The sequence below is a fragment of the Nonomuraea sp. NPDC050451 genome, from assembly GCF_044458585.1.
On sequence record NZ_JBITHZ010000009.1, the window covers coordinates 1 to 26,089 of the forward strand.

Sequence of the window (26,089 nt, forward strand, 5' to 3'; positions counted from 1 at the left end):
CGGGTGGCCTCGATCTGGGCCCACTCCGCCGACATGCCCGCCAGGGGCTGTCCCCGCCACAGGGCCAGAGCCTGCCGGAACGACCTGTCCGCCGTTACGATCTCTCCTCTGGCCCGGCCGGCACGCGCTTCGCGCACCAGCCGCATGAACAGGTGAGCATCGACGTGATCAGGTGGCACGTCCAGGCAGTATCCACCTGGCGCGGTCACGATGACCTCGTCGAGCGCCCGGGGCGCGAGGAACTCGCGAAGCTTCGACACCACGATGTGGAGCTGCTTCGGCGCCGTCGCCGCCTGGCTCTCTCCCCACACATCGGTGAGGAGCTGGTCAGTGGTGACCACTCGGCCGGCGCTCAATGCCAGCCGGGTCAGCAGGCCGATCCGCCGGCTGCCGGTCAGCGGCAGCACGTCGCCGCCTGCCGTCAGCTCCCACGGACCCAAGATCTTGATCCTCAGTCCCATCGCACAACCCTCCGTAGGCAGGACCAGCGTTTCATCGGTCATGACCGTTACCTGTTGGAGGGCCCCCTCCGCGATCTTCTGAGCGGCAAGTGACGAACATATCGGAACATACCGCGTGTTGACACGCTGTCGCCGTGTCGGGACTCTTCGCTGTGCCGTACTCATCCTGGTGCTTCCCTCCTGGTGCCAGGTGCGCGGGCCGCTTCAGCTGCCACGTCGGACGCAGATCCTCGGAGGCGTCGCCGATCGGCTCGCTGGGGTCAGGCATGGCCAGAGTTGGCACCTCGACAACGACCCGGCATTTCCCACCCCAGGGAGGAGCCATGGGAGCCATTTTTGGGAGCCACCGCCTTGCGACTTCCTCGGACTTCCCGGTGTTCCTTCGCGTCGAAGGGGTCAGGGGTTCGAATCCCCTCATCTCCACCCAGGTCAAAGGCCGCTTCCGAGTGATCGGGAGCGGCCTTTAGATCTTCTGAGTGACATGCTGCTGGACCGCTAAGCGTCCGTGATGTCGTTGAAGATGCGACCCATGGCCAGGGCGCCGGTTTGGATGACGGGCCGGATCTGGTGTCGATAGACGGTCTCGGTCACGGATGTGCTGGCGTGTCCGCACAGTTTTGCGATCTCGTCTATGGATAGGCCGCCATCATCGGAGAGCAGTGATACGAAGCTGTGTCGTAGCTCACGTGGTGTTCACGCGCGGGTTTGTTGGAGACCGTGGTGTGCCCCGGGTTGACTGACCGCCATGCAGCGATGTTCGGGGGGATCGCGGGTTTGCCGAAGGACGCTGGTTTGCCCTTCAGGCCGACGTGGTCCCAGCGAAGGTCACGTAGTTCTTCGGTGCGTGCTCCGGTGAGGAGGGGACCACGATGTAGGGATGCATGCGATGGTGCGTGGATGCGCTGAGAATGGCGAGGGCTTGCTGGAAGGTCAGTGATCGAGACGGTCTATCGCCTCGTCCCTTGGGGAGGGTGCAGAGCTCGACGACGTTGCGCTTCACCTTCTCGCGAGCCATGGCGCGTTTGACGATGCGGTTCAACGCGGAGAGAGGGCTTGCAGGGTTCGCGTGCTGAGCGTTTGGGCCTTGATCCGGAGCCACGTCTCGACCTCTGCGGCCTTGAGATCCTTGAGCTTGCGTGCTCCGAGGTCAGGAATGATGTGGACTCGGCACAGGATCGTGTTCGTCTCTACAGTCTGAGGATCACGGCCAGTGAGGCCGTTCTCAAGGCGGCCCCGAGGGGGCCGCACGCGCCGCCGTCTCGGCACGCCGCCTCCCGCTGACGGTCCCGGCGGACGGCTGAAAGCACCGCCGGACGGCTGGCGCGGAGGAGTGGAAGGGGCCCGCCGTGCGACGGTACAGCGTGATCACAGGGGAGCGCACTTCTCGGGTCGCAGAGGGAGCCGGTCAGCGCACACGTGCGCGGTCACGGGGCGGGCCTTACTGCATGCCTACGGCGGGGGCGCTCCTGCTCGGGGCAGCCAAGATCGTTCCCTGCATGTCCGGGGCAGTTGCCATGGAAGCCTGCCCGCCTGCCGCCGTCCCAGGGCAAGCCCTGGCAGACCAGCCGGGGGCCGCCTCCGCTCTATCACGGCCATGGACACCGGGCGCGCGGCCAGGCAGTCCCGCGGCTGGCCCGCTACCCCTACGGATGGGACGACGGCAGACGGGCAGGCCAAGGGTGATGCTGGCGGAACATACGCATCCCTCGTAAGCCGTCGCCAACGTATCCACGACATACCAGAAACATGCCGCCGCACTCTATGGTTGCATCCACAACCTTGGCAGGAAATTCAGGATGCTATCCGGTGATTGTCGGGTGTTCACTCGACATTTATTAGGCCGGTCGTTGAGCTAGCCTTTGGTATCACCTTCAAGGGAAGGCGTTTTATGAAGCGATTCGTTACGATTGCCGTGCTGGCAGCGGCGACGCTTTTGACGCTGACGGTCAGCCCGGACCCGGCCAGCGCAGATACTGTCGTTAGCTACTACCCCACTCGTAAGATGTGCGTCGCGGCCGCCAAGACCCTTACGGCGCTCAGTCTTGGGACAAAGAAGTACTATTGCGTGTCCCGTCCGTCTCCCGCCACCAGCCATAAAGTGATGCGTGTGACGAACTAGTGCGGTTACCTGGCCGGACAGACATGTGCTCAATCGATCCCTTCGAATGCTTCGCATCGAAGGGATCAGGGGTTCGAATCCCCTCATCTCCACCAGGGTAGGAAAGGGTCTTCGGAGTAATCCGGAGGCCCTTTTCTCATGTGAGATCCAGATTCCTCAACGGGGGAAGCGGATTCTCGTCCACCGCGACGTGCGTGACGCGCGCCATGACCTGCGCGACTCGCTCCGCCTACAACGTGCCCAAGTCCTGGCGGCCGGGGGTCGGGTGATCGCGCAGGCCGAAGCGCCTGAACTTGCCCCGGGGCCTGGCTCTCGCCGTCGATCGTCGAAGTGGACGGGTACGACTCCGTCCTCCTCTCCGAGGAGACGTTCGGCCCGCTCACGACCAGTGTGGACGACGAGGTCATCGCCATCGCGAACTCCTCGCGCTACGGACTGAGCAGCAGCCTGTGGAGCACCGACAGCGAGCACGCCGCATCCGTGAGCGGAAGGATCCACGCGGGCGTCGTCTTCATCAACACGATCTCCACGACCGATCCGCGCCTTCCCGCCGGCGGGATCAAGGCCGGCGGCCACGGGCGCGAGCTCGGCAAGTGAGGGGTGTACGAACTGGCCAGCCTCCAGGTGCTGCGCATCCACACGTCGTGAGGGTCGGGATGGGAGGTTCGCGGTCCTGATGGATGCCTTATGCGCAAGTACGTGCTACTTTGGACATATGTCCAGGGCGATCGTCCAGGGCGATCGACCAGGAGTGTGGGCGATGAGTGCGACGGCGGCGGAGCGGGGGCGGGAGGCGCGTCGGCGTCTGCTCGGTGTGGCGGCCGAGTTGATCGCCGAGCGGGGCTGGTCGGCGGTCAGTACGCGGATGCTGGCCGACCGGGCCGGAGTGGCCCCCGGCGTGGTGCACTACCACTTCGCCTCCGTGCAGGCCCTGCTGGCCGAGGCCGCGCTCGGCGTGATGCGGGCGCTGATCGAGCAGATCGGCGCGGGCCTGGAGCAGGCGCGCACGCCTGACGAAGCGCTGAAGCTGATGGTGGCCGGCCTGAAGGACTATGACGGCCGGGATCCGACCTCGCTGCTGTTCGCCGAGACGTACCTGGCCGCGGGCCGGGACGAAAGCCTGCGCCGCTCAGTGGGTGCGGTCGTCGACGAGTTCCGGCGGCTGCTGGCCGCGCGGCTGGCCGAGCAGGGGGTGGCCGCGCCTGAGGCGACCGCCGCGGTGCTGGCCGCCGCGTTCGACGGCATCGTTCTGCACCGCGCGCTCGGCCCGGGGCCGGACGCCGCGGACCTGACAACCGTCCTGGAGCGGCTCATCACACCCGCCGAGTAAGGAATGGGGATATGTCGTGAAAGTGGTCATCTGTGGCGCCGGAATCGCCGGACTGGCCCTCGCCCAGCGCCTCGACAGCTTCGGGGCCGAGGTCGTGGTTCTGGAAAAGGCGCCCGGCCCTCGCACCCAGGGCTACATGATCGACTTCTTCGGCCCCGGCTACGACGCCGCCGAGGCCATGGGCGTGCTGCCGCGCATCCGGGAGCTGGGCTACGAGATCGATGAAATGACCTACCGGGATCAGCGCGGCCGCCGGCGTTCCCGCGTGCGGTTCGCCCAGTTCGCCAAGATCGTGAACGGCCGGCTGACCAGCATCATGCGTCCCGACCTGGAACGCGCTCTGCGCGAACACATCTCCGACCAGGTCGATGTGCGCCACGGCACCACCCTCACCCGCATCGACAACCGCACCGACGGCGTCACCGTCACCCTCGCCGACGACAGCACCATCGAGGCCGATCTCCTGGTGGGCGCCGACGGCATCCACTCCACCGTCCGCGACCACGTCTTCGGACCCGAACGCGAGTTCCTGCGATACCTGGGATTCCACACCGCCGCGTACTCGTTCGACGACGCCGGCATCCACGCCCAGGTGGCCCGGCAGTTCTGCCTGACCGACACCGTCAACCGGCAGCTGGGCTTCTACGGGCTGCGGGACCGGCGCGTGGCGGTCTTCACCGTGCATCGCACCCCCGACCCCACGCTGCCGGCCGATCCACGCGCGGCGATCCGGCACGAATACGGCACCCTCGGCTGGGTCGCGCCGCGCGCTCTGGCCGCCTGTCCGCCGCCGGAGCAGGTGTACTACGACCAGGTCGCCCAGATCGACATGCCGATCTGGAGCCGGGGCCGCGTGGTGCTCATCGGCGACGCCGCCTACGCGGTGTCCCTTCTCGCCGGCCAGGGCGCCTCCTTGGGCATCACCGGCGCGTACGTCCTGGCCGAGCACCTGTCCCGTACCGACACCATTGACACCGCTCTGCACCGTTACGAGCAGGCGCTGCGACCGGTGGTCACCGAAAAGCAGCAGGTAGCCCGTGACGGGACCCGCTGGTTCATCCCCGCCACCACCCGACAGCTGCGCCTCCGGCGCGCCGCCCTCAAGCTGGCCCGGCTCCCCGTCATCGACCGTTACGTGGCCGCCGCCCTCGCCGGCAAATCCACCGCCGTCATCACCAACCTGCGCGCGACCAGCTCACAGACCGCCATCATCAACGCCACGTGATCCAGCGCCGGCCTGGACGACGTCGGCGCCGAGGAGGGCGAACCGCTCGGCGAACGCGGACATCTCGTCGCGCTGGTGCTCCGGTTCCGCCGAGGTGGGGCTGACCACGATGCGGGTCACGCCTTGCGCGGCGAGGGACTCGACCCGTTCGGCGGACATGTCGATCGACCCCCATCGGATGTACTCCAGCGCGCCGGGGTCACGGCCGGCCTCCACGGCGGTCGCCTGCACCAGCTGCCACTGGATCGCGCGTTCCTCCGGGGTGAGCGCGCCGCCGGGGAAATAGCCGTCGCCGCGCCGCCCGGCACGCCGTGCGGCCGCCCGGCTCGACCCGCCGACGTGGATCGGCAGGTGCGTGGCCGAGTGCGGCTTCGGGTAGCTGGTCACGTCGTCGAAGCCGAAGAACTCGCCGTCGAAGCTGACGCCCTTCTCGTCGCCTCCCCACAGCAACCGCAGCACGTCGATGGCCTCGTCGGTACGCCGCCCGCGGGTGCTGAAGTCGACTCCCGTCGCCGTGGCCTCGCCGGGCAGCGTGCCCAACCCCACGGTGAGCAGCCGCATCCGTCCCTTGGACAGCACGTCGATGGTCGCCAGGCGCTTGGCCAGGACCACGGGGTGGTGGTACGGCAACAGCAGCACGGCGGTGCCGAGCAGGATGCGCCGGGTGGCCGCCGCGACGAAGGTCAGGCAGTCGAGCGGATCGGGATAGGGCAGGGACGGCGGGAACTCGAAGGGGCCGAACCTGGCGCCGGGATACAGCACGATGTGCTCCGGCAGGTACAGCCCCTCAAAGCCGCAGTCCTCAGCATGGCGGGCATAGGTTACGAGCCCGTCGGGGTCGAGTCCGCCGGCCGTCGAGTAGCCGATCGCGAATTTCATCGTCGGCACGCTACATCCTTGACGTCAGTGTCAGGGCAAACGCGCGCTCACTGCCGGGGTGCGCCGTCGCTGCCGAACACGACGGCGAGCAGTCCGGGAAAGCCGGGGCGGGCCCTTGGTGCTGCTGGGCGGGTGGCCGCAGACGTGGTGGGAGTTCCACAAGATCATGCCGCCTCTCGCCGGACGCCACCAGGTGATCGCCGTCGACCTGCGCGGCATGGGCGTGCCCGGCCTGCCGGAACGCCTGCTCGCCGGCCGGTCCCGCGAGCTGATCGACTGGATGTGCGACTACCTGATCGAGGATCCCGCCTCCATCGGCGACCGCGACCGCGACGTCTACGCCCGCGCCTACTCCACCCCGGACGCGATCCGGGCAGGCAATGCGTGGTACCGGGCGTTCGGGCAGGACATCGCCGACGAGAAGGCCTACGGCGAGGTGACCGTGCCGCTGCTGGGCCTGGGCGGCGGGGAGGGGGAGCACATGCTCCTCCAGGCGGTGCTGCCGGACAAGGGCACCGATGTCGAGGTGGTGCTCGTGCCGGACAGTGGCCACTACATCCCCGAGGAGCAGCCCGAGATCGTCGTCAAGCACCTGAACGCACCAGGAGCAGGACCAGCAGTCCCACGCCGAGCACCAGGTCCAGCACGCCGCACCATTCGGCGAACGACCGAGCGACGATCTTGTTCGCGCGCCAGTGGAAGGCGTCCCACGCGGCATGGCCCAGGAGCCCGGCCGCCACGAGGTAGCCTCCGGCCGTGGTGGGGACCGACAGCACCACCAGGCCGGAGGCCATGAAGGCGAGCGCGCCCAGTGGCTGCAGCGCGTACATGCCGGGCCTGCGCAACTGGCCGCTGATCAGGCCCACGGCGGCGAGGGCGACCACGACGAGGGCCAGGGCGGGCCACGGGTCGATCTTGAGCAGGCGCAGGACCACGGCCGTCGCCAGTATCGCGACCACGACCGCCCACGTGATGCGGGGTCGGTCGACCACCGCGAGGAACAGGTAACCCGTGGCGGGCAGGATGAAAAGGATCGCGTACTCCAGGCCGTCACCGACGTCGGAAAGGCTGATGGCCGCCCAGCCGAGCGCCAGCCAGGTCGGCCAGCGGCGCCCCACCGCGGACACCGCCCGCAGCCACCTGGGCTGCTCGGTGGCGTCCCGGCTGCCGGCCTGGTCGGCGGCCACACCGCCGTCATGGGAGCGTCTTGTCATAGCCACACCGTGATCCGCAGCCGCACGGCGCACCATTGTCGCGGTGAGACAGGTCCGGAATTGTGGGATCCCGGTCCTGCGGGCTACAGTCGGCCCGTGGACGGCCGTCCCGTGGCGATCGTCGCCTACGACAACGCCGAGCTGCTCGACATCGCCTGTGTCAGCACGAGCCTGGACATGGCCAACGGGCTGGGCCAGTTGCGCGAGCCGTACCAGGTCATGGTGGTCAGTCCGGGACAACGTCCGATCTCCTGCCGGCCCGGGATGGTGCTGCAGAGCGGGCAGGCGCTCGAACGGCTCACCGGCCCGCTCGACACGCTGATCGTCTCCGGCGGGCTCGGCCACGCCCAGGCCGCCCGCAACCCGCTCGTCGTCGCGCACATACAGCGGCTGGCCAGGATCAGCCGCCGGGTGGCGTCGGTGTGCACCGGGGCCAGCATCCTCGCCGCGACGGGACTCCTCGACGGCAAGCGGGCGACGACGCACTGGCGCTTCGCCGACACACTCGCCGCCCAGTACGTCAATGTGGACGTCGACCCGGGCCCGATCTTCATCCGGGACGGGAAGATCTACACCGCGGCGGGCATCACCAGCGCCCTGGACCTGACGCTGGCCTTCATCGAGGAGGACCACGGCGTCGACCTCGCCCGGACGGTCGCCCGGATGCTGGTGACATATCTACAGCGGCCGGGCAACCAGGCGCAGATGAGCATGTTCACGGCCGCGCCGCCGCCCGATCACGACGCCGTACGGGCCGTGGTCGACCACGTCAAGGCCAATCTCGCGGGCGATGTCAGCACGACCGCGCTGGCCGGCGTCGCCGGGGTCAGCGCCCGCCACCTTACGCGGCTGTTCGTGGCGCACCTGGGTCAGACGCCGGGCCGCTTCGTCCGCGAGGCCCGCATCGCGGCGGCCGCCCACCTCATGGTCAGCACCTCGCTGCCGCTGCCTGACGTGGCCGGGCGATGCGGGCTGGGCTCGGCGGAGACGCTCCGCCGGGAGTTCGTACGGCGGTACGGGATGCCCCCGTCGCGGTACCGCGCCGCCCACCGGGGACGTCGACCTAACGGCTGATCTTGAAACGTTCGGCGTGCTCCGCCACCCACTGCGCGAACGTACGCGCCGGACGGCCGATCACCCGTTCGACGGTGTCGTCCACGGTCGTGGAGGAATCGCTGGGGGCGGCGTACCAGCCGATGACGTACTCGGCGTCCGCGCGCGAAACTCCGGTGGCCATCAGCCGGTCGACGGCCTGTTCATGGGTGATGGGTTCGAAGGTGATGTCGCGGTGGACGCTCCGGGACAGGAGCGCGATCCGTTCGCGCGAGGTCAGCGCCTCGGGCCCGGTGAGGTTGTACGCGCGTCCCGCATGGCCGTCGTCGAGCAGCGCGACGGCCGCCACGGCCCCGATGTCGGCCTCGTGGACCAGCGCGCTGGGAAAGTCGTACGGCTCGCGGACGACCCCCTCGGCCCGGATCGATTCGGCCCAGGTCAACGTGTTGGACATGAACTCCTGCGGCTCCAGACGTGTCCATTCCACGCCCGAGTCCGCCACGGCCTGCTCGACGGGCCCCACCCAGCCGCCCCACACCACGGTGATGCGCCGGACGCCTGCGGCGACCGCCCGCCGGACCAACTCGGGACCGACCTCGGCGAGTCCCGTCGTCACCGTGATGTGCAGTCGGTCGGCGCCGTCGAGGGCGGTGCCCAACGTGTCCGGTTCGTGGTGCGTGCCGGCCACCAGCTCCACCTCGGCCGGCAGCTTCTTCGCGGCCGCGATCGGATCGCGGGTCAGCGCCCGAACGGGCTCTCCTCGGCGCAGCAGCTCCGTCACCACGTGGCGGCCGGTGTTCCCGGTGGCACCCGTGACAAGTGTCGTCACAGTCGACTCCTTTCGTCCGTCGCTGACGACGCTAGAAAGTGAAGCGCACTTGAGGTCAAGGAAGCCCGTCGAGCACCGATAGGGTCAGAACGCGCAAATCGATCAGAGGGGTTAAAACGGAACCGTGCTCCGACCCTTGATCGCCCCGTTCGCACGACAGGAGAGACGATGATGCACCCCCCGTCCGGCTCCGGGCCGGGGTTCCATCCCCCTCAGCCGCCCCCCGGGCATCCCTACCAGTACGCGCCCCCGCCGGGCCCCTACCAGCACCCGCAACCGCCGACCGTGCCGGTGCGGCCGCGGCGCAGCGCCTGGCGGGTCGTCTTGGGGTTCCTCGTCGCGGGCTTCGGTCTGCTGGCCGTGCTCGGCGGTGGCGCGCTCATCGCGCACGCGTACTCCAACAGCCGGCAGGTCATCCACAACTCGGCGTACTCCAAGGAGCTGTGGCGCAACGTGCCCGTCGAGAAGCTGTTCCCGCCCCAGCTCGGCCGGGAGCACCCCGACAAGGGCTACTCCTCACCGAACGACGAGCGCGGCTGGACCAGGGCCGCGATCTCCTCCGACACCTCCTGCCGGGCGGGGCTCTCCGGCGAGCTGGCCCAGGTCGCCGCCGAGCGGGGCTGCGTCGCGGCCATCCGCGCCACGTACGTGGACGACACCGGAGGAACGGCCGCCACCGTGGCCCTGGTCGCCTTCCGCGACTCGATGCCCCGCGTCGATCTGGAGGGCCTCGTCAGGGAGGCGCAGCGGAAGCCGGACCACTCGGTGCGCGCTCTCGCCGCGCCCGGCACCAAGTGGAACGACTCCGCGCGCACCGGGAACGGCGGCCGGACCGTCGGGGACGTGCCCATGTTCGTGGCGGTCACCACGGGGCCGGCGGACGGACGCAGGCCCGGACGGCTGCCCGAACCGTGGGGCAGGAGGGAATTCCCGCAGAGGGAGGACCGTGAGGCGTGGGCGTACACCGCGCAAGGGCTGGCGGAGAGCCTGGCCACCCGGCTGTACGCGGAGTCCCGGAAGGTGGGGGCATGATTCGCAGGCTGACCTGCGCGGCCGTGCTGGTCGCCGGACTGGTCGCGGCCACCGCGGCGCCGGCCGTGGCCGAGGCGCCGCGGGGCTGGGAACAGCAGGTCATGAAGGTGCCGGCGGCGCAGCAGCTCGGACAGGGCAAGGGGGTCACCGTCGCGGTCCTGGACACCGGGGTCATGAAGAACCATCCGGAGTTCCGCGGACGGGTGACGAGCGGCCCCGACTTCATCGGCGGGGGCGCCCGGCCCGGGCAGTCGTACTGGGGCGCGCACGGCACCGCCATGGCCTCCAGCGTGCTGCGGGTCGCCCCGCAGGCCCGGGTGCTCTCGGTACGCGTGATCTGGGACCGGGAGGACCCGGCGCGCAAGCGCGCGGAGGCCGCCGCCAAGTCCGGCAGCACCGCCGCCGACAAGGAGAGCATCAAGGCGGGCACCGCGCTGGCCAAGGGCATCCGGTACGCCGTCGACAAGGGCGCCCGGGTGATCTCCATGTCCCTCGGCACCGACGAGTGGGGCTTCGGCAGCGGCTATGACGACCTCACGGCCTCGGCCGTCGACTACGCCCTCGGCAAGGGGGCCATCCTGCTGGCCAGCGCGGGCAACGGCGGATCCACCGACCCGCTGGAGGTCGACGCGAACAACGTCGTCTCCTACCCGGCCGCGTACCCCGGAGTGATCGCGGTGGCGGCGATGGGGCCGGGCGGCGCGCGGGCGGAGTTCTCCCAGGTCCACACGTACAACACGATCACCGCGCCCGGCGTTGACATCTACGCCGCCGACAACCGCGGTGGCTACCGGGCGGGGGACGGCACATCCCCCGCCTGCGCGCTCGCGGCGGGCACCGCGGCGCTGATGCTGTCCCGCAATCCCGATCTGACGCCCCGGCAGGTGCGCGACATCCTGGTGCGGACCGCCAGGAAGCCGCCGTCCGGCTACAACGTGTTCCTCGGCTTCGGGCTGATCGACGCGGCGGCGGCGGTGCGGGCGGCGGGCGCCACCAAGGACGCCAAGATCGAAGCGGCCCCGTACAAGGGGAAGGAGTACCTCGGTGGCGGGCCGGTCGCCGCGCCGACCACCAACCCGCCGATCGACATGTCCTACGTCGCCGTGGGCGGCACGGCCGCCGGGGTGGGGCTCCTGTTCCTGCTGATCGCGGTGCTGCTGATGCGCCGGCCCCGCGCGCGGCCCGCGCCCGGCCGCCCTATGGGCGGCGCCTGACGCGGCGACCGGCCCCGCCGTCGGGTTGGTGCCCTGGGACGGCCGCATGCCATTTATGCGAGACGAGACGGTCCGTCTTGACGTGGAGCGGGAATGCCGGTATACCTTTGTCGTAACGAGACGGACCGTATCGTCTCATAGCGACGAGGAGACTGCGTGACGACTGCCCGAGTCTGGTTCATCACCGGCGCGTCGAGGGGCCTGGGCAGGGCCTTCGCCGAGGCGGCGCTCGCCGCCGGAGACCGTGTCGTGGCCGCCGCCCGCGACCTCAGCCCCCTTGCCGACCTCGCCGCCGCCCACCCCGACAGCCTCGTACGGCTGACGCTGGACGTCCGCGACCGCGCGGCCGTGCGGAAGGTCGTGGACGAGGCCGCGGCGGCGTTCGGCCGGCTCGACATCGTGGTCAACAACGCCGGCGGGCTGCTGCTGGGCATGGTGGAGGAGGCCACCGAGGAGGAGATCCGCGCCCAGTTCGAGGTCAACTTCTTCGGCGCGGTCTGGGTGGCCCAGGCCGTGGTGCCGCACCTGCGGGCGCAGGGATCCGGCCACATCCTGCAGGTCACCTCGATGGGGTCCGGCGGCGGGTTCGCGTCCGTCGGGTTCTACGCGGCGAGCAAGTCCGCGCTCGACTCGGTGAGCCAGGCGCTGGCGATGGAGGTGGCGCCGTTCGGGGTCAAGGTGACGATCGTGCAGCCGGGCGGGTACGGCACGGACCTGTTCACGCGGGGCACCACGATCGCGGAGCGGCGCCCGGAGTACGAGCCGCTGTACGCCCAGTTGGCCGAGATGTGGGGCGAGGACGCCGGTCCCGACCCGAGCACCGCGGCGCCGGTGATCATGGAGCTGGTCGGCCTGGCGGAGCCGCCGCTGCGGCTGATCGTCGGCGGCGCCTCGTACGACATGGTCCAGCAAATGGAGCTGGCCCGGACGGAGGAGTACCGGGCCTGGGAGCACCTCAGCCGGCAGGCGCCGGGCTGACCATCCACCCCCTTGTCCATGCTCGAAAATGGAGGCGCACCCTTTTGCGTACTGCTGCCCAACTCGCCCTCACCGAGATCACCAGGCGTTACGGCACCCGTGTCGTCCTGGACCGGGTGTCGCTCACCGTCAGACCCGGCGAGCGGATCGGCGTGATCGGCGACAACGGGTCAGGCAAGTCCACGCTGCTCAGGCTCATGGCGGACGCCGAGCGGCCGGACAACGGCGAGCTCCTGGTCGTCGCACCCGGCGGCGTCGGCTATCTGCCGCAGTCGCTCGCCCTGCCGCCGCACGCGACGGTGGCCGACGCCGTCGACCTGGCGCTGTCCGACCTGCGAGAGCTCGAGGCCCGGATGCGGACGGCCGAGCGGTCGCTCGAAGAGGCGGACGCGGAGACGTACGCGGGGCTCGTGGCGCAGTTCGAAGCGCGGGGCGGCTACGAGGCCGACGTCCGGGTGGAGATCGCGCTGCACGGGCTCGGGTTGCCCGGGCTCGACCGGAGCCGCCCGCTGGGCACGCTCTCCGGCGGCGAACGCGCCAGGCTCGCCCTGGCCGCCACGCTGGCGTCCGCTCCCGAGCTGCTGCTGCTCGACGAGCCGACCAACGACCTGGACGACCAGGCCGTGGCCTGGCTCGAACAGCGCCTGCGCGCCCACCGGGGCACGGTCGTGGCGATCACGCACGACCGGGTGTTCCTGGAGCGGGTGACCACCGCCATCCTGGAGGTCTCCGACGGGAAGGTGCGCCGCTACGGCGACGGGTACGCCGGATACCTCGCCGCCAAGGCCGCCGAACGCGCCGCCCAGGCGCGGGCCCACGAGGAGTGGAAGACGGAGCTGGACCGGCACGCCACGCTGGTGGCGGCCAACGCGGGCCGACTGGCCGGGATCCCGCGCAAGACCCCCAAGGCGGGCATGGGCACCGGCACCTGGCGGGCGCGCTCGCGTACACACGGGGCCGCCGGGCGCATCCGGCAGTCCCAGCAGCGGCTGCGATGGCTCACCGAGCACCCGGCGCCGCCGCCGCCCGAACCGCTGCGCTTCACCGCCGCCCTCGCTGCCGGGGGAGCGACCGCCGGGGCCGAGGTGGCCGCGCTCGACGGCGTGGTGGTGACGGGCCGGCTCCGCCTTGATTCCCTGACCGTCCGCGCCGGTGAGCGGCTGCTCGTCACCGGCCCGAACGGGGCGGGCAAGACCACGCTGATGCGGGTGCTCGCCGAGGAACTGCGTCCGGACGCGGGCGAGGTACGGCGGGCCGGCCGGGTCGGGTTCTTCCGGCAGGACGAGCGGGACATCGGCAGGGCCGGGCCGGCGGACCGGACGGTGCTGCGGGCCTACGCGGACGGGCGTCCCGGCAGCCTGGACGAGCACGCGGACGCGCTGCTCGCCCTGGGGCTGTTCCGGCCGTCGGACCTCGGGTTGCGCGTAGGGGAGCTCTCCTACGGGCAACGGCGCCGGATCGAGCTCGCCCGGCTGGTGAGCGAGCCCGTGGACCTGCTCCTGCTCGACGAGCCGACCAACCACCTGTCGCCGATGCTCGTGGAGCAACTGGAGGAGGCGCTGGCCGCCTACCGGGGCGCGCTGGTGGTCGTGACGCACGATCGGCGCCTGCGGGCCGCGTTCACCGGCTCCCACCTGGAACTGGACGCGGGCGCGGCGCCGATGCGTCAGGGAATAGGCCCTTCCGTCAGGAGCCGTTCGGCGATCGTCCGGTAGCCCACGGCCCGGTTCACCGCGACCATCGGCAGGTTCTGCTGGTTGACCGTCGCGGTGACGGTGCGCACGGACGGGAAACGTTCGTGCAGCCGCAGGGTCTGCTCGGCCTTGATCCAACGAGCCAGGCCGCGCCCTCGGTGCTCGGGAAGCACCGCGGTGTCGTGCTCGCTGAACACCGTGCACCACGCAGCGAGATCAACCTCGGCCGCGCGCGGCGGCGCAAAGGCTTCCAAGGTCGCAGCCGAGTCCAACGGAGTGGGGCGAGTACGGTGGCGTACTCGCCCCCTCTGTCACGGCGTCACCCGCCGAAGGTCACGACGAGGCGGCCGTCCGAGGCGAAGGACCACTTCAGGGCGCCGCTGTAGGACGAGCACCGGGACCCGTTGGAGCCGGACCAGAACTGGTTCGAGCTGTCGGCGTTGCCGACGATCCGGTCGTTGGTCCCGCTGCCGCTGCGGCACGAGACGTTGTTGCGGAACACCGAGGTGCCGGCGTCGAACGAGTAGTTGCGCTCGGCATTGTCGATGCTGACGTTGTCCGACACCGTCATCGTGCCGGGGTTGCGGTTGTAGGTGAAGCCGTGCTTGCCGTTGCGGTACGCGATGCTCCGCCGGATGGTGTGGTTGACCGCGATGTCCTCGCCGCCGAGCTTGTAGCCGTTGCGGTCACCGTTGCCGGCCTGGCTGCCGTCGCTGAGGGTGCCGTTGTTGTACGACAGGGAGTCCTCGATGGTCACCGGGCCGATGGCTCCCGTGTCCGTCTTGGTGTAGAGGTCCCAGCCGTCGTCGATGTTGTTGCGGGACACGCAGTAGCGGAAGACGTTGCCGGAGCCGACGGTGAGCTTCGCGGCGAAGCCGTCGGCGTCCTCGCCGTCGGAGTCGGCGTTGTCGTGTGACAACGCGCTCAGGACGAGGTTGTTGGACGGCCACTGGTCGCGGGGCGTGTCAGAGGCGATCCGCGAGAGCTGCAGCCCCGTGTCGCGGTTGAACCGCGTCACCGTGCGTTCGAAGATGTTGTTGCTGCCGCCGACGAAGATGCCGTTGTCACCGGCACGCTCGACGACGATGCCGTAGATGTGCCAGTACGACCCGTTCACGGCGAGCCCGCGGTTGGCCGGGTCCTCGCTCTGGGCCGAGAAGTTCAGGATCGGGGTCTCACCGGGGTAGGCGGACAGTTTCTTACGGGCGCTGGAGGTGCCGTTGTTGCCCGGCGCGATGGTGACCGTCTGCGAGAAGTTGTAGGTCCCGCCGCGTACGTAGATCGTCCCGCCGGCGGTGACGCGGGTGATCGCCGAGGTGAGGGTCGTCGGGTCCGACTGCGTCCCGGTTGCGCTGTCCCTGCCGTTCGGCGCCACGTACAGCGTGCTGCCCGTCGGCGGGGTCGTGCCGCCCGCGTCGACGTCGATGTAGTCGATGTTGGCCAGGCCGTTCGAGGTGGTCGGGTTGAGCTGGATGGTGTTGCTGCCCGACCGCACCGACACGGTGAGCGTCTTGGTCACCCAGGTGTCCCAGGCGCCGGTGCCCTCGTACGAGACGTTCTGGACCGTCGACCCGTTGACGATCAGGTCGGCGGGCCGGGCGGTCGTGGTCCCGTTCGCGAACCGCACGCTCAGCGTCGCCGTGCCGGCCGCGCCGGCGTTGACGGTGAACTGGGCGGAGGCGCCGGTGGCGTTGTTGCCGTTGCAGAATCCGCTGCCCGAGTACCCGGACCAGTTGCTGTCTATGGTGCCGGTACAGACCGCGGGCGAGCTCTCCGCCTCGTACCGCGTCGGTGCGGCGTGCGCGGCGGCTTGCGACAGTGCGACGAATGCACCGGCTAACAGGCCGGCGCACGCGAGGACGGCTTTCAGGCGCATCATCCTTCTCCAATGGTGTTGGTACGGCGGCGCGGGTGAAAACCAGGCCACAGTAGGAAAGCGCTTTCCGGACGTCAACTGTCAGTGAAACTTTCATCCCCGGAGGAGGTCCCGCCGAGCGTGAAAGCATTTCCCCCGTTGCGGCAAGAACGGTTGTGATCGTGTACAACACGCGTAACGGAACGGATCAGCTGGTGGCCCCCGATCTCTTCGACCGCTACTTCGCCGAGATCCACCGATACATCGCCCGTCGCCTGCCCGCGGACGACGCCGACGACCTGGCCGCCGAGGTCTTCCTCGTGGCGTTGCGCGGCGGATATGACCCGGCCGTGGGAGAGGTCAGACCCTGGCTGTACGGCATCGCCACCAACCTGGTCGCGCGGCACCGCCGTACCGAGACCACGAGGTGGAAGGCGCTCGCCCGCGCGGCGGAGCGCGACTGGGACGGCCACGGGGATCCCGTGCTGGATCGGGTGCTCGATCGGGTGGACGCCGCGCGTTTCACCGGCCCGCTCGCGGGGGCGCTGGCCAAGCTGAAACAGCGCGACCGCGACGTGGTGCTGCTGATCGCGCTGGGCGGTCTGAGCCACGCGGAGGTCGCCGCCGCCCTGGACATTCCCTACGGAACCGTCGCGTCCCGGCTCAACAGGGCGCGCAAGCAACTGCGCGCGGCGCTCGGCGCGCTGAAGGAGGACCTTGATGGATGAGCTCGACCTGCTCGCCCGGGCACTGCCCGACGCGCCGCCGCCCCCGCCCGAGGTGGTCGCCCGCGCCCGGGCCCGCCTCGCCGCCGGCCGTACCCGCTCCCGTACGCGTGTGTGGGTGTGGGCGCTCGGCGCGGCCATGGCCACGGCGGCGGTGGTCACGGCGATCACGGTGATGGCCGGCGTGGTCTCCGCGCCCGCTCCGGTGCTGGTCCAGCCGCGGAACGCGGAACTGCTGCAGCTGGCCGACCGCGTCGAGCGGCTGCCTGACCAAAGGGGCGCCTACTGGTGGGAGGTGATGATCACCGGCGACCGGGTGTCGGCGGGCGACTACAACCTGCGGACCCGGCAGCGCATCGAGCGCAGGGTTCCGATGAACACCGCGGAGCAGTCCACGATCCTGTCCTACGCGGCGACCGCGCTCCCGGCCTCCCCGGCCGACCAACGCGCCTGGCGGGCGGCGGGAGCACCGGCCCGGGTCAAGCCGCGCTGTGCCAAGGGCAACCCCGCTGACGAGTGCCGTCCGGTACGGATCACCGTCCGGTTGTACGACTGCGGGTGGTACGACCGAGGCGACGCCCAAGTGGGGGACTCCTCCGTCGCGAGCTTCACGCTCGCCGATCTGGCCGCCATCCCCGCCGACCGGAACGGACTGCTCGCCAAGCTTCGTGAGTATCACCGGATATGGGTGAGCCGGGGGTTCGAGGAGCCTTTCGAGGACTTCCTCCCGCTCGCGGGAAATCTGCTGTCAATGCCGATCCGTCCGCAGCTCCGTGCCGCGATCCTGCGACTGCTGGCCGAGCTTCCCGACACCGTGGTGCACGGCACGGCAACCGATCCGATGGGCAGGCAGGCGCTGTCCGTCACCTTCACGCGTGACAGCGCGGGGTCTTCTTCGTACATGCACACCCTCCTGGACCCGCGGACCGGCGCCACACTGGCCCGGGTCGGTTATGCGCCGGGCAGCTCCGGGGGCGACATCCTGTCCTATACCGCGTGGACGCCCGAGACGAGGTGGACCGCGCAGCGGCCCCCTCTGCCGAAGTCCTGCAAGGCCAAGCGGTAGGAGCAGGCACTACCATGCTGCCATGCAGCACCTTTGTGACTGACCAGCAGCTGTGTCGACGACGTCACCCCTTTCCGGTCCCCCTCGGGGGGACACACTGCTGGAGTCACCGAGTGTTCCCTGCATGGCGCCGATCTTCCGGCGACCTCTTCGCGCTGCTGCGCCGCAACGCCGATTTCAGACGCCTCGTCGGCGCGTGCGCGCTGAGCCTGACGGGCGACTGGTTCGCCTTCGTCGCGTTGAGCGGTTTCGTCTACCTCAACACCGGCTCGCCGGGGTGGACGGCGCTGCTGTTCGCGATCAACTCTCTTCCCGGAGTGCTGCTGTTCCCGTTGATCGGCCCGCTCACCGACCGCTTCGACCGGCGGCGTCTCCGGATCGCCTGCGACCTGGGCTCGGTGGTCCCGGTGGGCGGGCTGCTGATCGCCTTCCATACCGGCTCGGTGGCGGTGGCCCTGGGTTGCCTGGCCGTCTTGTCGGTGTTCGCCGCGGTGGCCGGTCCCATCCCCGAGGCCGCGCTGCCCAACCTCGTCACCGGCCGGGACCTCTCACTGGCCCAGACCGTGCTCGGCAGCCTGTACTCGGCCGGCCTGCTCGTCGGAGCCGGCCTGGGAGGCGTGGTCACCGCCGCCTGGGGAACCTCGGCCACACTCCTCGTCGACGGCGCCTCGTTCATCGTCTCCGCGCTGCTCGTCGCGAGGATCAAGCGGCCATTCTCCAGCGCCGTGTCGACGCGCCGGCTGCGCATACGCGCTGACACCGCCGAACTCTGGCGGTTCCTGCGAACCACCCCCATGGCCGCGGCCCTGCTGTGGCTGACCGCGGGGCTGCGTCTCTGCTACGGCATGGTCGGGCTCCTGCCCGTCTACGCCCTCGATCGTTTCCACGTCGGCGACGCGGGAGTCGGCGCCCTCTACCTGGCGCAGGGACTCGGCGCCGTGCTCGGCCCCTTCGCGGGCAGGCGGCTCGCCGCCGGCTCGACGCGTCGGCGGCTGTACGTGGCCGCGGCGGCCCTGGCCGTCTTCGGCCTCGGATACCTGGCCCTCGCCCACGTCTCCGGACTCGGCCCGGGAATGGCCGCCGCGTTCGCCGGCCACCTCGGCGTGGGCGCGTGCGCGATCCTCGCCCTCAACGGCCTGCAACTGGCGACGCCCGACCACGTCCGCGGCCGCGTCATGGTGCTCGTCTTCAGCCTCTCGGCGGCGTTCCAGGGTCTGTCGACACTCGCGGTCGCGCCCATGACCGCGGCCATCGGCATGACCGACACCACCCGCCTCCTCGGACTCCTGGCCGTCGCCTACGCGATCATCTGGTCGGCGCGCGTCAGGGCCGCCGGGCGATCGTGACGATCGAGCGGCCGGTCCCGGAGACCGGTTCGCACGGGTGGCCCTCGTAGGGGGACCCGCTCGGGACTGGGCGGAATATCGCCGTCCGTGCCCGGGCTGACCCCGTCATGACCGAGATTCTGGTGACCGGGGCGACCGGCAACGTGGGCCGGCAGGTCGTGGCCGGGCTGGTGTCCGCCGGTGGTTCCGCGCGGGCGTTGGTGAGGGATGCCCAGGCGGCGCGGCTTCCAGGGGGAGTGGAGGTCGTGGAAGGGGACCTGGGCGTGCCCGGCACGCTGGAGCGGGCGCTGACGGGCGTGGAGACGGTGTTCCTGGTCTGGCCCTTCCTCGGCGCGGAGGGCGCCCCCGCCGTGCTGGAGGTGATCAGGAGCCGGGCCCGCCGCGTCGTCTACCTCTCGTCGTCAGGGGTGGACGACGAGGCGGAGCGGCAGAGCGACCCGATCAACCAGCTGCATGCCGACATGGAGAGGTTGATCGAGAGGTCCGGGCTGCGGTGGACCGTCCTGCGGTCGAACACCATCGCCTCCAACACCCGGGGATGGGCGGCGCAGATCCGGGCCACCGGTGTCGTACGGGGGCCGGAGATCGCCGCCACCGCGGTGATCGATCCGCGCGATGTCGCGGATGTGGCGGTACGGGTGCTGGTGGACGACGGGCACGACGGAGCCACGTACGTGCTGACCGGGCCGGAGGTGGTGGGCCGGGCCGAGCAGGTGCGCGCGATCGGGGAGGCCGTCGGGCGCCCGCTGCGGTTCGAGAAGGTGCCCGTACAGGCCGCGCGTGAGCAGATGCTCGCGGACGGCAGGCCGCCTGCCCTGGTGGAGGCCCTGCTGGCCAGCGCGGAGGCGCGGCCGCGGTCGGAGCTGGTCACCTCGACGGTGGAGGAGATCACCGGGGCGCCGGCGCGTACATTCGGGCGATGGGCCGTGGACAACGCGGACGAATTCCGCTGAGCAACCCCATGGGTGTCGTGCCGCTGCGCAGGAACAAGCAGTTCCAGCTGCTCTGGGTCGGCAGCGCCGTCTCCCAGGTGGGGATGGAGCTGACGAGGCTGGCCACGCCGCTGCTCGTGCTGGCGCTCACCGGCTCGCCGGGGTGGGCGGGGATCGTCGCGGGCGCCCGTACGGCCGCGTCCGTCATGGCCCAGCTGCCCGCCGGCGTCTGGGTGGACCGGTGGGACCGGCGGCGCACGCTGATCGCCGTCCAGGGGCTCCAGACGGTCAACGCGGCGGTCCTGGCCGCGCTGATCGTCGGGGACCGGGCGCTCGTCTGGCACTTCGTCGTGACCGCGGTCATCGACGGAGGATGCGCCGCCTTCCTCAGGCCGACGCGGACGACGGCGATCCGCGGGGTCGTCCCGACCGAGCAGTTGCCGAACGCGTACGCGCAGGAGCAGGCCCGCCTGCACGCGGCCAGGCTGATCGGGCCGCCGCTCGGCGCGCTGCTGTACGGGTTAGGGCGGGCCGTGCCCTTCGTCGTCGACGCGGTCACCTTCCTCGTCGCCGCGTTGTGCGCGGCCGGGGCGAAGGTGCCGCGGCGGCCCAAGAGCGAGCCGGGCGGCCGGCGAAGCATGCGCAGGGACATGGGGGAGGCGGTCGCCTGGCTGTGGCGTCAGCGGGGGCTGCGGGCGGTCTGGGCCGTGGTGATGATGCTCAACCTGCTGAGCCCCGCGTACCTGCTTCCCCTGATCGTGCTGGTCGGCGAGCGCGGCGGCGGGGCGCTCGGCACCGGGACGGTGCTGGCCGGCGCGGGGATCGGCGGGCTGGTCGGCGCGCTGCTGTCCGGACGGGTCGGCCGGCTGCTGCCGCCGGGCAAGCTGACCATCGTGTTCACGGCCGTTTTCGGGGCCTCGATCGTGGCGATGGCGCTGCCGTTCGGCCCGTGGTGGCCGATGGGGCCGCTGGTGCTGTTCAGCCTGACCATGCCCGCGTTCAACGTGGTGACGAGCGTGGTGATCGCGCGGCTGGCCCCCGAGGAGATGCTGGGCCGGGTGGACGCCGTCCTGACGGCGGCCGGGTTCGGGCTCTCGCCCCTGGGGCCCGTGCTCGGCGGCGCGCTGGCGGCGGCTCTGGGCGGGGCGGGGTCGATCGTGCTGATCGGCGGCTTGATGCTGCTCACCGCCGCCGGAGCCGCGCTCAGCGGCGACCTGCGCCGCTTCAGCGGCTAGGGCTGATGGACCAGCTGTACGCCGCGCGCGTCGGCGTACAGCATCGTGAACTTCCGGGAGGGGGACGGCTCGGTATCGGCGTGACGGCAGAGGAATATGCCGTCCTCCTGCCAGGTGAACTCGGTCCACGCGATGCCGAGGCCGTCCATCTTCGGTTGAGCCGGGCTGGTGCGGATGCCCGCATTCGCACCTGACGATGAGACCAGAGGCGCGTCAGCTGCCGAGGATCTGGTTGACCAGCGTCGAGACCCCGATGGCGTCCAGGAACGACGTGGGCCTCTCCACTGTGAGATCGGTCGGTGTCTCGATCATCCAGGTGTCGGTGGTCGGGGTCCAGGTGCTGACCGTGTTGCAGGGCACCGCGCCCAGCCAGACCGAGTCGACGACCTGCGTGATCCCTAGAGAGGCCAGCAGCGACGAGCGCGTCGAGGCCGCCGTCGTGCACGGCGCCGCAGGTATGGGGCCGAGCAGCCCGTCGACCAGGCCGACGACGCCGCCGGCCTTGTACGTGGGGACTCTCTGGCCGCACGTCGTCGTCCGGTTGACCCAGGTCCGGCCGTCGACGAAGCTCGGGCGTCCGTACCACGGCGGACCCAGCGGCGACTCGTTGAAGACCGATTCGGTCAGGGCGTCGAAGTCCTCGGCCCAGGACGACTGCGTGCTGTAGCTGACGACGTTGTTGTTGCCGCACAGGACGGTGTCCACGGCCCCCTCTTCTGCGGCGGCCGGCCCGGCGGCCAGCAGCAGGCCGGAAGTCGCGGCGAATGCGGCAATGGCGTGCTTGTACATGGTGCTCCCTGCGGATGGTAATCCGGTTATCCGCAGAGATCATTACCCTTAGTGGTGGTTGAATTACTTCATAGTTGTATCTAGCCCTCTTTACCGAGAGGTCCTATTCTCACGACTCGTGAAACTTCTCATGTTCGCGGCGCTGACAGGCGCCCTCATGATGCCCTTAGCCGGTACCGCTACCGCCCAGGCGGCTGCATACCCCGTCAAATCCTCCCAACTAACCGCCAACCCGCTCTATGAGGCGGGCGCACTGCCGACGACCACCTGTACGGAGGAGTCGCTCGAGCCGAACAATCTCAAGCAGGCCCGCGACTACCTCGACGGGATCGTCGCGTGCCTGGAGACCACCTGGGAGCAACACCTCACGAAGGCCGGCGTGACCTACAGGCCGGTCAAGGTGCGGCACATGAACCGGATCCCCAAGAAGTACTGCGGCTTTGACGTAGGAAAAGAGAATTCGCAGGCCTGGTACTGCGACCGCACCGAAACGCTGGTCTTCCAGCTCGGCAAGGACTGGCTCGACGAGCCCGACGACCTCTGGCTTTTCGACACGGCGGCCTCCATGTACGGCTACCACGTGCAGAAATTGGCCGGAATCACCAAAGCCTACGACAAATTGTCCTATGACAAAAAGGCGGAGATGTATGAGCAGGACCGCCGCGTGAGCCTCCAGACCGAATGCTTCGGGGCCGCCTTCCTCAAGAGCGTCTGGCCGCTCGAGGGCAGGAACATGAGCGACTGGAACACGCTCGTCAGGCTCCTGCAGGGCGACGACCCCGATGAGTTCCGCGACTACGGCCGGCCTGCCTCCGTGCGCTACTGGCTCAAGCGCGGATTCACCACCGGCGACCCCGGCTCGTGCAACACCTGGGCGGCACCCTCGTCCAAGGTCGCCTGACCGCACGTCCGCGGTGGTCCAACGGGGCCACCGCGGCCGTCTCGATAAGATCGCTCCATGTATCCCCCCACCGAGCCGTACGACCACGGCCTGCTCGACACCGGTGACGGCAACCTCGTCTACTGGGAGGTCTGCGGCAACCCGGAGGGGAAGCCCGCGCTCGTCGTCCACGGCGGCCCGGGATCGGGGTGCAAGACGGGGGTGCGCCGTCTCTTCGACCCGGAGCGCTACCGGGTCGTCCTGTTCGACCAGCGAAACTGCGGCCGCAGCCGCCCGCACGCAAGCGACCCGTCCGTCGACCTGAGCGCCAACACGACCCACCACCTCGTCGCCGACATGGAACGGCTGCGGGAGCACCTCGGCATCGACAAGTGGCTGCTGTACGGCGGCTCGTGGGGCTCGACGCTGATGCTGGCCTACGCCGAGGCCCATCCGGAACGCGTGTCGGAGATGGTCATCGTGGCCGTCACGACCACGCGCCGCTCCGAGATCGACTGGCTCTACCGCGGCGTCGGGCGGTTCTTCCCGGAGGAGTGGGAGCGCTTCAGGCAGGGCGTCCCGGAGGCCGACCGCGACGGTGACACCTTCGCGCTGCTGGCGGCGTATTCGCGGCTCATGGCCGACCCCGATCCCGAGGTCCGGGCGAAGGCGGCCAGGGACTGGGTCACCTGGGAGGACGCGGTGATCTCCATGGAGCCCAACGGCAAGCCGAACGCCTACAGCGACCGCCCGGCCGAGGCGGTGCTGGCGCTCGTCCGGATCTGCTCTCATTACTTCTCCAACGCCGCCTGGCTGGAGGAGGGCGTGCTGCTGCGGGAGGCGGGGCGGCTGGCCGGGATCCCCGGCGTGCTGATCCACGGCCGTCTCGACCTGGGCGGCCCGCTGGAGACGGCCTGGGAGCTGGCGAAGGCCTGGCCGGACGCCAAGCTGGTCGTCGTGGACGACTCGGGGCACACCGGCAGCGGCACGCTGTCCAAGGAGTTGTCCGCCGCCCTCGACGGCTTCGCCGGGCGGTGAAGGGGCGGGACCCGCGGCTCGCGATCGTCTGGGGCGTCAGGACGGCGCCAGTGGTGACCATCGCCTCGCCGTCGGTCGATTCCGTACGGGTGAGCCGCGGGTCCGCAGGGGACAGCGTGCTGACAACCGCATGCCCACTCGCTGACCTGCAGCAACAGTAGCTTTACCGACTGTCTGGACACCACCGAATTAAACGCCCGTGCGCGGAGGATTCCCCCCGCTGTGCCCGCGATGGTCACCCTGACGGTGTCTCGAAAATGTCTCATACAGTGTCTCAATATTAAGCGGACAGGTGGCGGTAGAGGGTCGCGCGGGAGACGCCGAGAGCGCGGGCGATCTCGGCGGCCGTGTGATCGCCTGAGGCGTGCATGCGCCTGGCCCGCTCGACCGCCTCCGGCGTCATCGCCCCCGGCCTGCCGCGCCGGCGCGCCTCCTGTGCCGGTGGCTCGGGACGGTCCTCCAGCAGGCGTTCGACGCCGGCCAGCACGGCGGAGCGGAGCATCTCCGTCGGCAGGTCGGCGAACATCACGACGGGGTCGCTGAGCATGCCGAACGCCTGCGCCGCCCGGATGCGGTCCGCGTGGTCGGCGAGCGGGCCGGCGATGAGGTGCTGGGCCAGGTAGGCGGCGTCTCGAAAACGGTCGAAGACCGACCCCTCCGCGGCCAGCGCGAGGTCGCGCATCTGCAGCCTGAGCAGGTCGCGGTGCGTCAGCCAGACGTCGAGCAGGCCCTCGATCACCGCCCACCGCTTCTGGCGCTCGTCGTTCCCCGGCGCGCGGTTGGCCGCGTCGATCGCGGCCTCCATGTCGGCCAGCAGCGGCTCGGCCAGGGCCGCGATGATCTCCTTCTTGCTGGGGAAGTGGTAGAGGACCGCCGTCTTGGTCAGCTCGAGCCGCTCCGCGATCTCGCGGATCGAGGTGGCGTGATAGCCCTGCGCGGCGAACAGGTCGTGCGCCACCTGGAGGATCCGCGAGCGAGTGTCGTCCGTCACGCCGCCGATTCTAGACCTTGCCTGACCGTTGGTCGGGAGCCTATAGTCCTGAACTGACCAACGGTCAGGAGAGGTGCAGACATGACTGAGGTTCTGGTGGTGGGGGCGAGCATCGCCGGGCAGACGCTGGCGTACTGGCTGGCCCGGCACGGGATGCGGGCCACGCTGGTTGAGCGGGCGCCGCGGCTGCGCACGGGCGGCAACGGGGTGGACCTGCGCGACGAGGCGAGCGAGGTGGCCGAGCGGATGGGGATCATGCCGCAAGTCAGGGCCGCGGCGGCGGACGTGCGGGGCATGAAGTTCGTCGACGCGGCGGACCGGGCCGTGGCCCGCATGAACATGAGCCGGAACGGCGAGATCGAGATCATGCGGGGCGACCTGGTGGCGCTGCTGCACGAGGTGACCGAGCCGGAGGTCGAGTACGTCTTCGGCGACTCCGTCCGGTCGATGGAGGAGGACGGCGGCGGCGTGACGGTGTCGTTCGAGGGAGGCACGACGCGGCGGTTCGACCTGGTCATCGGGGCCGACGGGCTGCACTCCTCGGTGCGGCGGCTGGCCTTCGGGCCCGAGGAGGGGGCCCTGCGGCACATGGGGCACTACTTCGCGTTCGCGAACGCGGACTCCGCGCTGGGGGAGGACCGGTGGGTGACGATGTACAACCTTCCGGGCAAGATGGCGGGGCTCTACCGGTCGGGGAACCACGCCCAGGCGAAGGCGTACTTCATCTTCAGGTCGGAGCCGCTGGCCTATGACCATCGCGACGTCGAGCAGCACAGGACGCTGCTGAAGGCGGCGTTCGGCGGCGAGACGTCCTGGCGGGTGCGCGAACTGCTCGACGGGGCCCTCGCCGATCCCGACTTCTACTTCGACGCGCTGAGCCAGGTGCACCTGCCCTCGTGGTCGTCGGGGCGGGTGGCGCTCGTGGGGGACGCCGCCTACTGCGCCTCCCCGGCGTCGGGAGCCGGGGCGGAGCTGGCCGTCGTGGGGGCGTACCGGCTGGCCGAGGAGCTCGCGGGCGCCTCCGACCACCGGGTCGCCTTCCAGCGGTACGAGGAGGGGCACCGGGAGCTCGTCAAGCGCAAGCAGCAGATCGGGCCGAACGTACGCATGATGGTGCCGAAGACCCACCTGGGCATGTGGGCGCGGAACGGGCTGGCCCTGTCGATGGGTCTCCTCGCCCGCACCTGACCTGCATGCCGGTCAG

Annotated in this window: 26 protein-coding genes and 2 pseudogenes; 18 read left to right on the top strand and 10 right to left on the bottom strand. The window is 70.2% G+C overall.

The window, feature by feature from the left end; all coding sequences use genetic code 11:
* Both ACIBI9_RS26820 and ACIBI9_RS26825 read right to left on the bottom strand, forming a co-directional pair.
* Positions 1–461 (bottom strand): BTAD domain-containing putative transcriptional regulator (locus ACIBI9_RS26820; protein WP_397225423.1); only part of this gene is annotated, 461 nt, incomplete at its 3' end.
* A gap of 799 nt (positions 462–1,260) precedes the next feature.
* Positions 1,261–1,500 (bottom strand): hypothetical protein, encoded by a 240-nt coding sequence (locus ACIBI9_RS26825; RefSeq protein WP_397225425.1) that lies wholly within the window; start codon positions 1,498–1,500, stop codon positions 1,261–1,263.
* Between the two features lie 849 nt (positions 1,501–2,349).
* Here ACIBI9_RS26825 and ACIBI9_RS26830 point away from each other — a divergent pair.
* The 4 genes and pseudogenes from ACIBI9_RS26830 (at position 2,350) to ACIBI9_RS26845 (ending at position 5,135) form a co-directional block, all read left to right on the top strand.
* Positions 2,350–2,580, top strand: coding sequence for a hypothetical protein (locus tag ACIBI9_RS26830; RefSeq protein ID WP_397225427.1), 231 nt, complete (start codon positions 2,350–2,352; stop codon positions 2,578–2,580).
* Positions 2,581–2,892: 312 nt separating this feature from the next.
* A pseudogene (locus tag ACIBI9_RS26835) lies at positions 2,893–3,177 on the top strand (aldehyde dehydrogenase family protein); the annotation flags it as partial.
* A gap of 163 nt (positions 3,178–3,340) precedes the next feature.
* A complete protein-coding gene (locus ACIBI9_RS26840) occupies positions 3,341–3,910 on the top strand; it encodes a TetR/AcrR family transcriptional regulator (protein ID WP_397225429.1) in 570 nt (189 codons plus the stop codon).
* Between the two features lie 16 nt (positions 3,911–3,926).
* Entirely contained in the window at positions 3,927–5,135 is a 1,209-nt protein-coding gene (locus ACIBI9_RS26845) for an FAD-dependent monooxygenase (RefSeq protein WP_397225431.1), read from the top strand.
* Here ACIBI9_RS26845 and ACIBI9_RS26850 read toward each other — a convergent pair.
* A complete protein-coding gene (locus tag ACIBI9_RS26850; RefSeq protein WP_397225433.1) occupies positions 5,106–6,014 on the bottom strand; it encodes a TIGR03619 family F420-dependent LLM class oxidoreductase in 909 nt (302 codons plus the stop codon). The genes ACIBI9_RS26845 and ACIBI9_RS26850 overlap by 30 nt on opposite strands.
* 118 nt (positions 6,015–6,132) lie before the next feature.
* On the opposite strand from ACIBI9_RS26850, the pseudogene ACIBI9_RS26855 reads away from it, so the two are divergent.
* Positions 6,133–6,186 (top strand): annotated as a pseudogene (locus ACIBI9_RS26855) (hypothetical protein); the annotation flags it as partial.
* A gap of 412 nt (positions 6,187–6,598) precedes the next feature.
* On the opposite strand, the gene ACIBI9_RS26860 reads toward ACIBI9_RS26855, so the two are convergent.
* The gene (locus ACIBI9_RS26860) at positions 6,599–7,228 is read right to left on the bottom strand and encodes a hypothetical protein (RefSeq protein WP_397225435.1); all 630 of its coding nucleotides are present in this window, start codon (positions 7,226–7,228) and stop codon (positions 6,599–6,601) included.
* A gap of 96 nt (positions 7,229–7,324) precedes the next feature.
* Between ACIBI9_RS26860 and ACIBI9_RS26865 the strand changes: the two genes are divergently transcribed.
* On the top strand, positions 7,325–8,302 hold the full coding sequence (locus tag ACIBI9_RS26865; RefSeq protein ID WP_397225437.1) for a GlxA family transcriptional regulator: 978 nt from the start codon (positions 7,325–7,327) through the stop codon (positions 8,300–8,302).
* Here the strand turns inward: ACIBI9_RS26865 and ACIBI9_RS26870 are convergent.
* Complete coding sequence (locus ACIBI9_RS26870; RefSeq protein WP_397225439.1) at positions 8,292–9,110, bottom strand: NmrA family NAD(P)-binding protein; 819 nt, start codon at positions 9,108–9,110, stop codon at positions 8,292–8,294. The genes ACIBI9_RS26865 and ACIBI9_RS26870 overlap by 11 nt on opposite strands.
* A 168-nt stretch (positions 9,111–9,278) precedes the next feature.
* On the opposite strand from ACIBI9_RS26870, the gene ACIBI9_RS26875 reads away from it, so the two are divergent.
* The 4 genes from ACIBI9_RS26875 (at position 9,279) to ACIBI9_RS26890 (ending at position 14,049) form a co-directional block, all read left to right on the top strand.
* Positions 9,279–10,142 carry a hypothetical protein gene (locus ACIBI9_RS26875; RefSeq protein ID WP_397225441.1) on the top strand — a complete coding sequence of 288 codons (864 nt, stop codon included), beginning with the start codon at positions 9,279–9,281 and terminating at the stop codon, positions 10,140–10,142.
* Positions 10,139–11,356 carry a S8 family serine peptidase gene (locus ACIBI9_RS26880; RefSeq protein WP_397225443.1) on the top strand — a complete coding sequence of 406 codons (1,218 nt, stop codon included), beginning with the start codon at positions 10,139–10,141 and terminating at the stop codon, positions 11,354–11,356. The genes ACIBI9_RS26875 and ACIBI9_RS26880 overlap by 4 nt, the downstream gene beginning before the upstream one ends.
* A 156-nt stretch (positions 11,357–11,512) precedes the next feature.
* Positions 11,513–12,334 (top strand): SDR family NAD(P)-dependent oxidoreductase, encoded by an 822-nt coding sequence (locus ACIBI9_RS26885; protein WP_397225445.1) that lies wholly within the window; start codon positions 11,513–11,515, stop codon positions 12,332–12,334.
* Between the two features lie 44 nt (positions 12,335–12,378).
* A complete protein-coding gene (locus tag ACIBI9_RS26890; protein WP_397225447.1) occupies positions 12,379–14,049 on the top strand; it encodes a TlrC/CarA/OleB/SrmB family ABC-F type ribosomal protection protein in 1,671 nt (556 codons plus the stop codon).
* On the opposite strand, the gene ACIBI9_RS26895 is transcribed toward ACIBI9_RS26890, so the two are convergent.
* Both ACIBI9_RS26895 and ACIBI9_RS26900 read right to left on the bottom strand, forming a co-directional pair.
* Positions 14,001–14,282, bottom strand: a complete 282-nt coding sequence (locus ACIBI9_RS26895) for a GNAT family N-acetyltransferase (protein ID WP_397225449.1) — start codon at positions 14,280–14,282, stop codon at positions 14,001–14,003. The two genes, ACIBI9_RS26890 and ACIBI9_RS26895, sit on opposite strands and share 49 nt — an antisense overlap.
* Positions 14,283–14,347: 65 nt before the next feature.
* Complete coding sequence (locus ACIBI9_RS26900; RefSeq protein WP_397225451.1) at positions 14,348–15,907, bottom strand: carbohydrate-binding protein; 1,560 nt, start codon at positions 15,905–15,907, stop codon at positions 14,348–14,350.
* Between the two features lie 158 nt (positions 15,908–16,065).
* Here ACIBI9_RS26900 and ACIBI9_RS26905 point away from each other — a divergent pair, with 158 nt between their 5' ends.
* From ACIBI9_RS26905 to ACIBI9_RS26925, 5 genes are all read left to right on the top strand, one after another.
* A complete protein-coding gene (locus tag ACIBI9_RS26905) occupies positions 16,066–16,611 on the top strand; it encodes an RNA polymerase sigma factor (RefSeq protein ID WP_397225453.1) in 546 nt (181 codons plus the stop codon).
* On the top strand, positions 16,604–17,674 hold the full coding sequence (locus tag ACIBI9_RS26910; protein WP_397225455.1) for a CU044_5270 family protein: 1,071 nt from the start codon (positions 16,604–16,606) through the stop codon (positions 17,672–17,674). The genes ACIBI9_RS26905 and ACIBI9_RS26910 overlap by 8 nt, the downstream gene beginning before the upstream one ends.
* Before the next feature lie 113 nt (positions 17,675–17,787).
* Positions 17,788–19,020, top strand: a complete 1,233-nt coding sequence (locus ACIBI9_RS26915; protein ID WP_397225456.1) for an MFS transporter — start codon at positions 17,788–17,790, stop codon at positions 19,018–19,020.
* 107 nt (positions 19,021–19,127) lie between these two features.
* Positions 19,128–19,973, top strand: coding sequence for an NAD(P)H-binding protein (locus ACIBI9_RS26920; protein WP_397225457.1), 846 nt, complete (start codon positions 19,128–19,130; stop codon positions 19,971–19,973).
* A complete protein-coding gene (locus ACIBI9_RS26925) occupies positions 19,940–21,187 on the top strand; it encodes an MFS transporter (RefSeq protein ID WP_397225458.1) in 1,248 nt (415 codons plus the stop codon). The genes ACIBI9_RS26920 and ACIBI9_RS26925 overlap by 34 nt, the downstream gene beginning before the upstream one ends.
* On the opposite strand, the gene ACIBI9_RS26930 is transcribed toward ACIBI9_RS26925, so the two are convergent.
* Together ACIBI9_RS26930 and ACIBI9_RS26935 are read right to left on the bottom strand one after the other, a co-directional pair.
* Positions 21,184–21,336: a hypothetical protein gene (locus ACIBI9_RS26930; RefSeq protein WP_397225459.1), complete on the bottom strand. Its 153-nt coding sequence runs from the start codon at positions 21,334–21,336 to the stop codon at positions 21,184–21,186. The genes ACIBI9_RS26925 and ACIBI9_RS26930 overlap by 4 nt on opposite strands.
* Before the next feature lie 64 nt (positions 21,337–21,400).
* The gene (locus ACIBI9_RS26935; RefSeq protein ID WP_397225460.1) at positions 21,401–21,976 is read right to left on the bottom strand and encodes a hypothetical protein; all 576 of its coding nucleotides are present in this window, start codon (positions 21,974–21,976) and stop codon (positions 21,401–21,403) included.
* A gap of 118 nt (positions 21,977–22,094) precedes the next feature.
* On the opposite strand from ACIBI9_RS26935, the gene ACIBI9_RS26940 reads away from it, so the two are divergent.
* Positions 22,095–22,877, top strand: a complete 783-nt coding sequence (locus ACIBI9_RS26940; protein ID WP_397225461.1) for a neutral zinc metallopeptidase — start codon at positions 22,095–22,097, stop codon at positions 22,875–22,877.
* Between the two features lie 57 nt (positions 22,878–22,934).
* Positions 22,935–23,894 carry a prolyl aminopeptidase gene (pip, locus tag ACIBI9_RS26945; protein WP_397225462.1) on the top strand — a complete coding sequence of 320 codons (960 nt, stop codon included), beginning with the start codon at positions 22,935–22,937 and terminating at the stop codon, positions 23,892–23,894.
* 280 nt (positions 23,895–24,174) lie between these two features.
* Here the strand turns inward: pip and ACIBI9_RS26950 are convergent, their stop codons facing one another.
* Positions 24,175–24,885 (bottom strand): TetR family transcriptional regulator, encoded by a 711-nt coding sequence (locus tag ACIBI9_RS26950; protein WP_397225463.1) that lies wholly within the window; start codon positions 24,883–24,885, stop codon positions 24,175–24,177.
* An 81-nt stretch (positions 24,886–24,966) separates the two neighbouring features.
* Between ACIBI9_RS26950 and ACIBI9_RS26955 the strand changes: the two genes are divergently transcribed.
* The gene (locus ACIBI9_RS26955; protein ID WP_397225465.1) at positions 24,967–26,073 is read left to right on the top strand and encodes an FAD-dependent monooxygenase; all 1,107 of its coding nucleotides are present in this window, start codon (positions 24,967–24,969) and stop codon (positions 26,071–26,073) included.
* Positions 26,074–26,089 lie beyond the last annotated feature (16 nt).